Source organism: Pseudomonas sp. NBRC 111143, from assembly GCF_001320965.1.
Classification (GTDB): Bacteria; Pseudomonadota; Gammaproteobacteria; order Pseudomonadales; family Pseudomonadaceae; genus Aquipseudomonas; species Aquipseudomonas machongensis.
Genome location: NZ_BCBT01000012.1, coordinates 119,744 through 133,498, shown reverse-complemented (window position 1 = coordinate 133,498; position 13,755 = coordinate 119,744). Strand labels below are relative to the sequence as shown.

The 13,755-nt window shown below is 59.4% G+C and carries 8 protein-coding genes; 5 read left to right on the top strand and 3 right to left on the bottom strand.

All coding sequences use genetic code 11. The features are described from left to right. The 3 genes from APH44_RS09700 to APH44_RS09695 form a co-directional block, all read left to right on the top strand. On the top strand, window positions 1–2,122 hold a 2,122-nt coding region (locus APH44_RS09700; protein WP_177342473.1), incomplete at its 5' end, for a DUF637 domain-containing protein. 2 nt (window positions 2,123–2,124) lie between these two features. Continuing rightward, entirely contained in the window at window positions 2,125–2,679 is a 555-nt protein-coding gene (locus APH44_RS29060) for a hypothetical protein (RefSeq protein WP_082420916.1), read from the top strand. 248 nt (window positions 2,680–2,927) lie between these two features. Further along, the gene (locus APH44_RS09695; protein ID WP_054892478.1) at window positions 2,928–3,794 is read left to right on the top strand and encodes a hypothetical protein; all 867 of its coding nucleotides are present in this window, start codon (window positions 2,928–2,930) and stop codon (window positions 3,792–3,794) included. Here APH44_RS09695 and nfi read toward each other — a convergent pair. Both nfi and APH44_RS09690 read right to left on the bottom strand, forming a co-directional pair. After that, window positions 3,778–4,476: a deoxyribonuclease V gene (gene nfi, locus APH44_RS29055; protein WP_082420915.1), complete on the bottom strand. Its 699-nt coding sequence runs from the start codon at window positions 4,474–4,476 to the stop codon at window positions 3,778–3,780. The genes APH44_RS09695 and nfi overlap by 17 nt on opposite strands. A 145-nt stretch (window positions 4,477–4,621) precedes the next feature. Then, entirely contained in the window at window positions 4,622–4,975 is a 354-nt protein-coding gene (locus APH44_RS09690; RefSeq protein WP_054892477.1) for a hypothetical protein, read from the bottom strand. 331 nt (window positions 4,976–5,306) lie between these two features. Here APH44_RS09690 and APH44_RS09685 point away from each other — a divergent pair, with 331 nt between their 5' ends. Beyond that, entirely contained in the window at window positions 5,307–10,172 is a 4,866-nt protein-coding gene (locus tag APH44_RS09685) for an NAD-glutamate dehydrogenase (protein WP_054892476.1), read from the top strand. 120 nt (window positions 10,173–10,292) lie between these two features. Here the strand turns inward: APH44_RS09685 and APH44_RS09680 are convergent, their stop codons facing one another. Continuing rightward, window positions 10,293–11,111, bottom strand: coding sequence for a pyruvate, water dikinase regulatory protein (locus tag APH44_RS09680; protein ID WP_054892475.1), 819 nt, complete (start codon window positions 11,109–11,111; stop codon window positions 10,293–10,295). Between the two features lie 181 nt (window positions 11,112–11,292). Between APH44_RS09680 and ppsA the strand changes: the two genes are divergently transcribed. Further along, window positions 11,293–13,668: a phosphoenolpyruvate synthase gene (ppsA, locus tag APH44_RS09675; RefSeq protein ID WP_054892474.1), complete on the top strand. Its 2,376-nt coding sequence runs from the start codon at window positions 11,293–11,295 to the stop codon at window positions 13,666–13,668. The last annotated feature ends 87 nt before the right edge of the window (window positions 13,669–13,755 follow it).

Genomic DNA, 13,755 nt, shown 5'->3' with positions numbered 1-13,755 from the left:
ACGTGACCTGCGCCTGGTGGCGAGCAAAGTCAGCGCCGGCGAGGAAGCCTACCTGGTGGCCGGCGACAAGCTGGAGCTGCTGGCGGCCAACGACAGCCAGTACTCGCTGTACGACATGAGCAAGAAAGGCGGCTGGGGCAGCAAGCAGACCCAGCGCGACGAAGTCACCGACGTCAAGGCGGTGGGCAGCGAAGTCAGCAGCGGTGGCGACCTGACGCTCAAGAGCGGCGGCGATCAGCTGTACCAGGGGGCGAAGCTCGCCTCGGGTGCTGATCTGACCATTGATAGTGGCGGCGCTGTGACGTTCGAGGCGGTCAAGGACCTGCATCAGGAGAGTCACGAGAAGAGCAAGTCCAACGTTGGCTGGTTCAGCATGAAGGGCGAGGGCCGTACGGATGAAACGGTTCGCCAGAGCGAGCTGGTCGCCAAAGGCGACCTGGTGATCAATGCCGTTGGCAAGATTCATGTGGATGTGCGCCAGGTCAACCAGCAGACGGTGAGCAAGTCCATCGATGCCATGGTCAAGGCCGATCCCAAGCTGGCCTGGCTCAAGCAGGTCGAAGCACAAGGTGGCGTGGACTGGCGTCAGGTCAAGGAAATCCACGACTCGTTCAAGTACAGCAATTCGGGGCTGGGGCCGGCTGCTCAGCTCGCGATTGCGATCGTCATGGCGGCCGTCGTCGGCCCTGCCGCAGCGGCTTGGGCCGGTGGTGGCGTCACCGGAGCTGCCGTGGGGGCTGTTGCCACGGGAGCTGCGACCAATGCTTCGGTAAGCGTCGTCAATAATCGAGGCAATCTGGGGGCTGTGGTCAAGGATGTGACCTCCTCCGATGCGATGAAAGGCTATGTCATTTCGGGTGTGGCTGCAGGTCTGACAGCGGCCTATTTCGATGGCTGGACGGGAACGAAAACTGACCCAGTCACGGGCAAAGTCCTTGGGCCGAAACTGTACACGATCAAAGGCGTAGGTCAGTTCGCAGCCAACCAGACGTTGCAGAATGGCACCTCCCTGCTGCTGAGCAAGGCCCTTGGACAGGGCGGCAGTGCCAGCGATGCGTTGAAAAGCGCGCTGTTCAATACGCTGGCGGCAGCCAGTTTCAATGCGGTGGGGGATTACACCAAGCAGTTCGGCATCGAGAACGGCAGCCTCCCCAAGATTGCCATCCATGCGATGGTCGGTGGCTTGCTGTCGAAGGCCACTGGCGGTGACTTCAAAACGGGTGCCTTGGCGGCCGGCGCGAATGAGGCGCTGGTGGTGCAGCTCAACAAGCTGGTTGGGGGAAATGAAAACCTGCTGACCATGAGCTCGCAGATCGTCGGGGTGCTGGCGGCGGCAAGTCAGGAGGATGCCGATGCCAGTTCGTTGGACAAAGCCGCATGGGTCGCCAAGAACGGCACGCAATACAACTATCTGGAACACCTAGATGTCCTGGCTTTTGCCAAAGACATGAATGGCTGTGGTACGGACGAAAGCTGTCAGACGGACAAGTGGATAAAAGAGAAATACGACGACGAGAGCTTGCGTAACGTAGAGGAAGCCCAGAATACTTACGGGCCTCAAAGAGCCAAGGAGAAATCGCTTCAGATCGCCCAAAGCATAGACACACTGATGTCTGTCCAGTGTACGACGGCTAGGTGCGAAACATACAAGACAGCTCTATTGGAGCGCTCGATTGACAGCTATGCGCGCCTGAGTAAAGTCCTGAATGAATGGGCGCCTACGCTGGACCGCCTGGGGCTTGTTGGTGGCGCTGCTGCAGGTAAACAAGCTGGGTCTAGGCCTGTTGGAGTGCCTGAACGTGCGGAGCTTGCGCAGGTTCAGCGGGCAGTGGACTATCTTGCAGGGACAAAAGCAACATCGATTGAGTTTTTGCCGAAAGCTACGCGGAATAGTGCAGGACAGATAGAGGCGAACATTACTCAGAGCAGCGCCATAAAGACTCTTGAGTCTAATGGTTATAAAAAGACAATTTCTCAGGATGGCTCAGTTGCTGTGTTAACTAATGGAGAGAAGACCTATCGATTCTATCCATCTTCAACGTCCACAGGGCAGCCGTCCGCGTCGTTGACTGTAGAAGGGGTGAAAAAACCAACTGCGAAAATCAGGTTTTCAGGAGAGTAGTCGTGACTGTTTTGAATGTTGAAGATAAAGATTTGAATTCTTTTCTTGATAGGCTGCCAGGTGTCATAGATTTTAATAAAGACTTGCCGGCGAATGTTTTCGTTGGTGGTGGATTTCTGTTTTGGTTTTTTGAGAGACCATTGCTTTGCTTTTCTGAAGTTTTTTCGGGATTGGTATCGAATAGCCTTTCCAGTTTTAAGTCAGATGTTTTTATAAAGTTTTCAGGTGATGAGCGATTAAGTAACTCTTGTTTTTCCTTCGATGGAAACGATTTAGAGAAAGATGTTCGTTGGTTGAGTAAAAGGTTTGAAAATTTTTTTGATGGAACAGTTGGTTATCCAATAGTTTTATGCGATAGCGCGTGCAAATGGGTTGCCTTCGAAAGCGCATATGAGGAATTTGGCGTTGTTGCTGTGAAAAAATCAGAGCTTCAAGAGGGTTTTTACGAGTACTTAAACTCAAATTTGATCTCGATGGATGAGTTGGCTGAGCTGGCATCCAGTTGCACCGCGGAAGGTATAATCGCAAAGGCTCTGATCTCTTCCTATTCTAACTAATCGGGCAAAAGCAGCAGGGCGTGCCACTGAAGCGGGCTCCATTTTTACTCAACAGCGTAATCTGGTCAAAAGATCCCTTTCAGTTTAGTGGGAATAAGGACTCGGTACCCCAAGGTATCAATTGATGATGTGAAAGTGGCCACCTACAAGCTGGCACCGAAGCAGGGGCAGGTGGATAAATTCGAGGCGTGCTCGAACTGTAGCGGTTTACTGAAGGATGCCGATGTGATTACCGGAAGGAAGCTCTGATGATTATCAAAAGAAATGCGATAAGCAACCAGGGCGGATTGTGGACTTTTCGGGGCGTACCCTACACCGGGGGAGCGTTGGAGTTCTCGAATGGTCATGTGGTTGGAGGAGGTATGTATGAAGATGGCCGCTATGTTGATGTCTACCGCAGCGAGTTTATTATTGGGGAGGTGCGTGATAGTATCGAAATGGAGCGAGACTATACGGGGGAGCAGTTTTATTGGGGGGATAGTGTCTACAATGGATTTTCCTATGAGTTCAGTGGTGATGTATGTGTCAGCGAGCGCTTGTATGAATATGGCTGGGTGATAGAGGAAGTAACATATTTCCCAGATGGACAGTTGCGAACTGTCGAGATCGGGGAGGATGTTCCACAGAGTTATGGGTGGTTCGAAGGCGGTGGACTGGAAGCGATGACGGTTCACCAGAATAATATTTTCATGTTTTCCTTGATATTTTCATTGGAAGGTCTGACGCGGTTGACTCTGTTGGGTGACTATTTTTCTAAACTACCGCAAGTGATCGGGTGCATAAGGTTTCCTGTGTTGCGTGATAAAGCGGAGCTCTCCTCTCTTAAGTATGCGTCCCGGGTTTCACTCATTGGAGATGGTATTGACAAGGCTGTGGTTGATTACATTTTTATGGGGGGCAATGAGCGCTGTATCAGAGAGTTAGAGCTGGATGGTGTCAATGGTACACCGGAAATTCTGCAGTGTTTGAAAAATTATCAGCAGTTGAGTGTATTGAAAGTTGTGGCCGCTAAGGATTGCGTTGACTGGTGGCGTGAAGGGTGCGTCCAGTTTCAGGTACTTTGTCCCGAATGTGACGTATATTTAAATAATCGGAAGGTTAGTTTGGAGGGGTGATGGGGTGTTTGTTCTGTTCGTAGAATTGCCTTCCATATCGATCTGCAAGCCGGGTCGTTTCTGGTAGTCGATAGTGGCGTGTTGCATTCAATACCCAGTGACAGGCAGTTTCAAGGGAGATTCGGTGGCCGATTGAAACGAACACGGGTTTTACATTTTTTTGAGTCCTGAGCGCGGCCCCGATTAGTTTGTCGCCGTCGAACAGGCCTGATTGGCATCCCCTTTCATTAAGCGGAGGTGCGTATTCACCAATGAAGCGACTTTTTCCGCATCCAATAGTAGGTATGTCATAAAGTACCCCCAAATGCGATGCCAAGCCAAACCGACGAGGGTGAGCTATACCTTGCCCGTCGCAGATGATCAGGTCAGGTCGGTGGGTTATAGCCGATAAGAGCTTTACGATAGAAGGTAGTTCTCTAAACGAAAAAAGACCAGGCACATAGGGAAACGAAGTCGTACCCGACCATGCATGCTCTTCGATGATTTCCAGGCTTTCTGCGTCAACCACAACAATAGAGGCTATGAGTGTATCGTTTTCTTTGTGGTAGGCGACATCAATGCCTGCGATACTAGAAATAGGCCCAAGCTGATCTTGCTTGACTACAAGTTTAGATAGTCGTATCTGTAGATCGATAGCCTCGCTTGGGGTTATATCCCAAGGGTGTTGTATGACTGGCTGCATGTGGACTGTTCTCGCTAAATCAAATGGGTGAGGTTGTCGCGCTGATCGGCAAGTACACAAAGGCGACCCTTGGGTCGCCTTTGTTGTATGCGCTTTCGATGCTTTCTCGCCCCTGTGCGGGCTGACCCGCAACGGGAGCGCCATCTCAAATCTCGAAAACGAACGTCCCCGTTCCCTCAAGAATATTGCGCAGCGTCAGCGCCACTTCCTCCAGATCGCTTCCGGCCGACGTAAGCAGGATCTCCAGCGATTCATCACCCCTGAGTGCATCCCGATCCCCTGGTGAAACCTCGATCAGCAGGCGCTCGGCACTCAAGGTCACTTTCAGCTCGTCCAGCGTCGACGGTTCGTCGTCCAGCGTGAGATCGACGGTGTCTTCGTCCGGATAGCGGGTGAGCAGGAACATCTGGCCCTTGTCGCTGTGGCAGCACAGGGTCGCCATGTTGTCTTCCTCGTCATCGCAGGGGGTGGCGAAGAGCAGGGCGGTTTTCAGTTGCATGGGCAGCTCGGTTCAAGGAAATGAAATGCGATTGTGCCAGTCTGGGCCTTGCGCATAAACGCAATGTTACCGCCCTTTGACCGAATATGTCGCAGCGCTGCAAGCCGGGATGACCGCTCAGTCGTTAAGCTGCCCAGTTGATGGACAACCGTAAAGACACAGCCACCGGCAGTCGTCTTTGCAGCTGCCCATCCCTGGAACATGGACGCGAAGGAAGCGTCCTACGCCTTGGTTTTACCGTCTTCCTGCTACGGGTTGGCTATCGTTGATCCGTACATGGCGCACGTACACGACGCTTCACCTATAACAAAGCCCAAGCGGAGTACCACAGATGGCGTTTTTCACCGCAGCCAGCAAAGCCGACTTCCAGCATCAACTGCAGGCGGCCCTGGCGCAGCACATCAGCGAGCAGTCCCTGCCACAAGTGGCGCTGTTCGCCGAACAGTTCTTCGGCATCATCTCTCTGGACGAACTCACCCAGCGTCGGCTGTCCGACCTGGCCGGCTGCACCCTCTCTGCCTGGCGCACCATCGAGCGCTTCGACCCGAACACTGCGCAAGTGCGGGTCTACAACCCTGACTACGAACGCCACGGCTGGCAGTCCACGCACACCGTGGTCGAAGTCCTGCACCATGACCTGCCGTTCCTGGTCGACTCGGTACGCACCGAACTCAACCGCCGCGGCTACAGCATCCACACCCTGCAGACCACCGTGCTCAGCGCCCGCCGCGGGCCGAAGGGCGAGCTGCTCGAACTGCTGCCCAAGGGCACCCAGGGTGAAGGCGTCAGCCACGAGTCGCTGATGTACCTGGAGATCGACCGCTGCGCCAATGCCGCCGAGCTGACCAGCCTGACCCGCGAGCTGGAGCTGGTGCTGGCCGATGTGCGCGTCGTCGTTGCCGACTTCGACCCGATGAAGGCCAAGGTCCGCGACCTGCTGGCGCTGGTGGGCGAAAACGCCTTCGGCCCGGCGCAGAACGACAAGGCCGAGGTGCAGAGCTTCCTCACCTGGCTGCTGGACAACCACTTCACCTTCCTCGGCTACGAAGAGTTCGTGGTCGAGTCCGACGCTGCCGGCGGCAGCCTGGTCTACGACGAATCGTCCTTCCTCGGCCTGCCGCGCGTGCTGCGCAGCGGCCTGAGCAATGAAGACCTGCGCATCGAGGACTACGCCGTCAGCTACCTGCGCGAGCCGCGCCTGCTGTCGTTCGCCAAGGCTTCGCAACCGAGCCGCGTGCACCGTCCGGCCTACCCGGACTACGTGTCGATCCGCCAGATCGATGCCGATGGCAAGGTCATCAAGGAATGCCGCTTCATGGGCCTGTACACCTCGACGGTGTACGGCGAAAGCGTGTACACCATCCCGTACATCCGCGGGAAAGTCGCCGAGATCGAGCGCCGCTCGCACTTCGACCCCAAGGCGCACCTGGGCAAGGAACTCACGCAGGTGCTCGAAGTGCTGCCGCGCGACGACCTGTTCCAGACGCCGATCGACGAGCTGTTCAACACCGTCATGTCGATCGTGCAGATCCAGGAACGCAACAAGATCCGCGTGTTCCTGCGCAAGGACCCGTACGGCCGCTTCTGCTACTGCCTGGCCTACGTACCGCGTGAAATCTACTCCACCGAAGTGCGCCAGAAGATCCAGCAGGTGCTGATGGAGCGCCTGAAGGCTACCGACTGCGAGTTCTGGACCTTCTTCTCCGAGTCGGTGCTGGCGCGTGTGCAGTTGATCCTGCGGGTCGACCCGAAGAACCGCATCGACATCGACCCGCAGCAGCTGGAAAACGAAGTGATCCAGGCCTGCCGCTCGTGGCAGGACGACTTCTCCGCGCTGGTGGTGGAGAACTTCGGCGAAGCCCAGGGCACCAACATCCTCGCCGACTTCCCCAAGGGCTTCCCGGCGGGTTACCGCGAGCGCTTCGCCGCGCATTCGGCGGTGGTGGACATGCAGCATGTGCTGGCGTTGTCCGAAGCCAAGCCGCTGGCCATGAGCTTCTACCAGCCACTCACCCAACTGGGCGAGCGCCAGCTGCACTGCAAGCTGTACCACGCCGACACGCCGCTGGCGCTGTCCGACGTGCTGCCGATCCTGGAGAACCTCGGCCTGCGCGTGCTGGGTGAATTCCCGTACCGCCTGCGCCACGCCAACGGTCGCGAGTTCTGGATCCATGACTTCGCCTTCACCTACAGCGAAGGCCTGAACCTGGACCTGCAGCAGCTCAACGACACCCTGCAGGATGCCTTCATCCACATCGTCAAGGGCGACGCCGAGAACGACGCGTTCAACCGCCTGGTGCTCACCGCCGGCCTGCCATGGCGCGATGTGGCACTGCTGCGCGCCTATGCCCGCTACATGAAGCAGATCCGCCTGGGCTTCGATCTGGGCTACATCGCCAGCACCCTGAACAACCACACCGACATCGCCCGCGAACTGACCCGGTTGTTCAAGACCCGCTTCTACCTCGCGCGCAAGCTCGGCCAGGATGACCTGGACGACAAGCAGCAGCGCCTGGAGCAGGCGATCCTCACCGCCCTGGACGACGTCCAGGTGCTCAACGAGGACCGCATCCTGCGTCGCTACCTGGACCTGATCAAGGCCACCCTGCGCACCAACTTCTACCAGCCCGACGCCGCTGGCCAGAGCAAGTCGTACTTCAGCTTCAAGTTCAACCCGCGCCTGATCCCCGAGCTGCCCAAGCCGGTGCCGAAATTCGAGATCTTCGTCTATTCGCCACGGGTCGAGGGCGTGCACCTGCGCTTTGGCAACGTCGCCCGCGGCGGCCTGCGCTGGTCGGACCGCGAGGAAGACTACCGCACCGAAGTGCTGGGCCTGGTCAAGGCGCAGCAGGTGAAGAACTCGGTGATCGTGCCGGTCGGCGCCAAGGGCGGCTTCCTGCCGCGTCGCCTGCCGCTGGGTGGCGGCCGCGACGAGATCGCCGCCGAGGGTATCGCCTGCTACCGCATCTTCATCAGTGGCCTGCTCGACATCACCGACAACCTCAAGGACGGTGGCGTGGTGCCGCCGGCCAACGTGGTGCGTCATGACGACGACGACCCCTACCTGGTGGTGGCCGCAGACAAAGGCACCGCCACCTTCTCCGACATCGCCAACGGCATCGCCAACGACTACGGCTTCTGGCTCGGCGATGCCTTCGCCTCCGGTGGCTCGGCTGGCTACGACCACAAAGGCATGGGCATCACTGCCCGTGGCGCCTGGGTGGGTGTGCAGCGCCACTTCCGTGAGCGCGGCATCAACGTGCAGGAAGACCCGATCACCGTGGTCGGCATCGGCGATATGGCCGGCGACGTGTTCGGCAACGGCCTGCTGATGTCCGACAAGCTGCAACTGGTAGCCGCATTCAACCACCTGCACATCTTCGTCGACCCGAATCCGGACCCGGCCACCAGCTTCGCCGAGCGCAAGCGCCTGTTCGAGCTGCCGCGTTCGGCCTGGACCGACTACAACAGCGCGATCATGTCCGAAGGCGGCGGGATCTTCCCGCGTAGCGCCAAGAGCATCGCCATCAGCCCGCAGATGAAGGAACGCTTCGCCATCGAAGCCGACCGCCTGACCCCGACCGAACTGCTGCACGCACTGCTGCAGGCGCCGGTCGACCTGCTGTGGAATGGCGGTATCGGCACCTACGTCAAGGCCAGCAGCGAGAGCCACGCCGATGTCGGCGACAAGGCCAACGACGCCCTGCGCGTCAACGGCAACGAGCTGCGCTGCAAGGTGGTGGGCGAGGGCGGCAACCTGGGCATGACCCAGCTCGGTCGCGTCGAGTTCGGCCTGCATGGCGGCGCCACCAACACCGACTTCATCGACAACGCCGGTGGCGTGGACTGCTCCGACCACGAGGTCAACATCAAGATCCTGCTCAACGAAGTGGTGCAGGCTGGCGACATGACCGAGAAGCAGCGCAACCAGCTGCTGGGCAGCATGACCGAGGAAGTTTCCTTGCTGGTGCTCGGCAACAACTACAAGCAGACCCAGGCCCTGTCGCTTGCGGCCCGCCGCGCCCGCGAGCGGATCGCCGAGTACAAGCGCCTGATGGCCGACCTCGAGTCGCGGGGCAAGCTGGACCGCGCCATCGAGTTCCTGCCGACCGAAGAGCAACTGGCCGAACGCCTGGCGGCTGGCCAGGGCCTGACCCGTGCCGAGCTGTCGGTGCTGATCTCGTACAGCAAGATCGACCTCAAGGAGCAACTGCTCAAGTCGCTGGTGCCGGACGACGACTACCTGACCCGTGACATGGAGACGGCGTTCCCGCCGTCACTGGTCAGCAAGTTCGCCGAGGCCATGCGCCGTCACCGCCTCAAGCGCGAGATCGTCAGCAACCAGATCGCCAACGACCTGGTCAACAACATGGGCATCACCTTCGTGCAGCGCCTGAAGGAGTCCACCGGCATGAGCCCGGCCAACGTTGCCGGGGCCTACGTGATCGTGCGCGACATCTTCCACCTGCCGCACTGGTTCCGCCAGATCGAGGCGCTGGACTACCAGGTGCCCGCCGAGATCCAGCTGACCCTGATGGACGAGCTGATGCGCCTGGGACGTCGTGCCACCCGCTGGTTCCTGCGCAGCCGTCGCAACGAGCAGGATGCCGGTCGTGACGCTGCCCATTTCGGGCCGAAGATCGCGCAACTGGGGCTCAAGCTCGACGAACTGCTGGAAGGGCCGACCCGCGAACGCTGGCAGGCGCGCTACCAGGGCTTCGTCGAAGCCGGGGTGCCGGAGTTGCTGGCGCGTATGGTGGCAGGCACTACTCACCTGTACACCCTGCTGCCGATCATCGAAGCTTCGGATGTCACCGGTCACGATCCGGCGCAGGTGGCCAAGGCGTTCTTCGCCGTGGGCAGCGCGCTCGACCTGACCTGGTACCTGCAGGAAATCAGCAACCTGCCGGTGGAGAACAACTGGCAGGCCCTGGCCCGCGAAGCGTTCCGCGACGACATCGACCTGCAGCAGCGCGCGATCACCATTTCCGTGTTGCAGATGGCCGATGCACCGGACGACATGGACGCCCGCGTGGCCCTGTGGGCCGAGCAGCACCGGGTGATGGTCGAGCGCTGGCGCGCCATGCTCGACGACCTGCGCAACGCCACAGGCACCGACTATGCGATGTACGCGGTGGCCAACCGCGAGCTGGTCGACCTGGCGCTGAGTGGGCAGTCGGTGGTGATTCCATCCTGACCTTGGCCCTGAAATGAAAAAGCCCCGGCAGCAATGCCGGGGCTTTTTTGTTCGTCTCTAGCGGCCCTGTGGGCTGTGGCTCGCCGCTGCGACTTGCCCGCTAAAAGGCTTCCGCCGATCTTACTTGAACCGCCGCTCCACGCCTTTCTCCACGAGAATCTTCGCCGAAATCTCTTCCACCGAAAAATGCGTGGAGTTGATGTTGGGAATGTTCTCCCGGCGGAACAGGTTCTCCACCTCGCGCACTTCGAATTCGCACTGGGCAAAGCTCGAATAGCGGCTGTTGGGTTTGCGTTCGTGGCGAATGGCGGTCAGGCGGTCGGGGTCGATGGTCAGGCCGAACAGCTTGTTGTGGTGCTTTTTCAGCACCGCTGGCAACTGCAGGCGCTCCATGTCGTCTTCGGTCAGCGGGTAGTTGGCGGCGCGGATGCCGAACTGCATGGCCATGTACAGGCAGGTTGGCGTCTTGCCGCAGCGCGACACACCCACCAGGATCAGGTCGGCCTTGTCGTAGTAATGGGTGCGCGCACCATCGTCGTTGTCCAGGGCGAAGTTGACCGCCTCGATGCGCTCCATGTAGTTGGAATTGCCACCGATCGAGTGCGATTTGCCCACGGAATACGACGAATGGGCGGTCAATTCCTGCTCGAGCGGGGATAAAAACGTCGAAAAGATGTCGATCATGAAGCCATTGGACGTAGCCATGACCTCGCGGATGTCCTGGTTGACGATGGTATCGAAGATAATGGGGCGCACACCGTCGCGCTCGGCCGCGGCATTGATCTGCTGGACCATGGCGCGCGCCTTGTCCAGCGTATCGATGTAGGGGCGGGTGAATTTGGCGAAGGGAATGCTTTCGAACTGCGCCAGCAGGCTTTGGCCCAGTGTTTCGGCCGTGATGCCGGTACCGTCGGAGATGAAGAACGCGGATCGTTTCATTTGCACCTGAGGCCTTAAGCTGCCGAATGTTTCTGGATATGATAGGTTCGGTTTGCCGAACGTGGTCGTTCGGCATTCTCACTTATTTTCCAGGTCCAGGCCACAAGCGTCCCGGCCCAGCCGCAGAGTCGACAGGCGGGCGCCCTTGAGCTTTTCCAATACAGTTAGTGGAGAGATCACCTTGGTAGAGTACGTAGTTTCCCTCGATAAGCTCGGCGTCCATGATGTGGAGCATGTGGGGGGCAAGAACGCATCCCTGGGCGAGATGATCAGTAATCTTGCCGGTGCCGGCGTATCGGTGCCGGGCGGCTTTGCCACTACGGCTCAGGCGTATCGCGACTTTCTCGAACAAAGTGGCCTGAATGACCGCATCCATGCCGCGCTCGACGCGCTGGATGTCGACGATGTCAACGCCTTGGCCAAGACCGGCGCGCAGATCCGCCAGTGGGTGATGGAGGCCGATTTCCCGGCACGTCTGGACGCCGAAATCCGCACCGCCTTCGCCGAAATGGCTGCCGGCAACGACAACATGGCCGTGGCCGTGCGCTCCTCGGCGACTGCCGAAGACTTGCCGGATGCTTCGTTCGCCGGCCAGCAGGAAACCTTCCTCAATATCCGTGGCGTCGACAACGTGATCCGCGCGGCCAAGGAAGTGTTCGCCTCGCTGTTCAACGACCGCGCCATTTCCTACCGCGTGCACCAGGGCTTCGACCACAAGCTGGTCGCCCTGTCGGCCGGCGTGCAGCGCATGGTGCGTTCGGAAACCGGCACCGCTGGCGTCATGTTCACCCTCGACACCGAGTCGGGCTTCCGCGATGTGGTGTTCATCACCGGCGCCTACGGCCTGGGTGAAACCGTCGTGCAGGGTGCGGTCAACCCTGACGAATTCTACGTGCACAAGAACACCCTGCAGGCAGGCCGCCCGGCCATCCTGCGCCGCAACCTGGGCAGCAAGGCGATCAAGATGGTCTACGGCGACGAAGCCAAGGCCGGTCGTTCGGTCAAGACTGTCGAGGTCGACCGTGCCGAGCGTGCGCGCTTCTGCCTGAGCGACGCCGAGGTCAACGAACTGGCCAAGCAGGCGATGATCATCGAGCAGCACTACCAGCGCCCGATGGACATCGAATGGGCCAAGGACGGTGACGACGGCAAGCTGTACATCGTGCAGGCTCGCCCCGAGACCGTGAAGAGCCGCGCCAGCGCCAATGTCATGGAGCGCTACCTGCTTAAAGAGAAGGGCACGGTACTGGTCGAAGGTCGTGCCATTGGCCAGCGTATCGGCGCTGGCAAGGTCCGCGTGATCCACGATGTGTCCGAAATGGACAAGGTGCAGCCAGGCGACGTACTGGTTTCCGACATGACCGACCCGGACTGGGAACCGGTCATGAAGCGCGCCAGCGCCATCGTCACCAACCGCGGTGGCCGTACTTGCCACGCCGCGATCATCGCCCGTGAGCTGGGTATCCCGGCCGTGGTCGGTTGCGGCAACGCCACCCAGGTGTTGAAAGATGGCCAGGGCGTGACCGTATCCTGCGCCGAAGGCGACACCGGCTTCATCTTCGAGGGCGAGCTGGGCTTCGACGTCAAGCAGAATTCGGTGGATGCCATGCCGGAGCTGCCGTTCAAGATCATGATGAACGTCGGCAACCCTGACCGCGCCTTCGATTTCGCCCAACTGCCCAATGCGGGCGTAGGCCTGGCGCGCCTGGAGTTCATCATCAACCGCATGATCGGCGTGCACCCCAAGGCACTGCTCAACTACGCCGGCCTGCCGCCTGAGCTGAAAGAGAGCGTCGACAAGCGCATCGCTGGCTACAGCGATCCGGTGGGCTTCTACGTCGAGAAGCTGGTCGAGGGCATCAGCACCCTGGCCGCAGCCTTCTACCCGAAAAAGGTGATCGTGCGCCTGTCGGACTTCAAGTCCAACGAGTACGCCAACCTGATCGGCGGCAAGCTCTACGAGCCTGAAGAAGAGAACCCGATGCTGGGCTTCCGCGGTGCCTCGCGCTATATCAGCGAGTCGTTCCGTGACTGCTTCGAGCTCGAGTGCCGCGCCCTCAAGCGTGTGCGCAACGAGATGGGCCTGACCAACGTCGAGATCATGGTGCCGTTCGTGCGCACCCTGGGCGAAGCCAGCCAGGTCGTCGACCTGCTCGCCGAGAATGGCCTGGCCCGTGGCGACAATGGCCTGCGCGTGATCATGATGTGCGAACTGCCGTCCAACGCCATCCTGGCGGAAGAATTCCTCGAATACTTCGACGGCTTCTCGATCGGCTCCAACGACCTGACCCAGCTCACTCTGGGGCTGGACCGCGACTCGGGGATCATCGCCCACCTGTTCGACGAGCGAAATCCTGCGGTCAAGAAGCTGCTGGCCAATGCCATCGCCGCGTGCAACAAGGCCGGCAAGTACATCGGCATCTGCGGCCAGGGCCCATCGGACCATCCTGACCTCGCCAAGTGGCTGATGGAGCAGGGCATCGAGAGCGTCTCGCTGAACCCGGACTCGGTACTCGAGACCTGGTTCTTCCTGGCCGAAGGTCAGGGCGCCGCTTGATGTAACCCGCGCGGGGCGCGTCCTGACGCGCTTCGCGTCTCTGCCTATTCGCGGGCAAACCCGCTGCCACCGAGCCCTGTGGCAGCG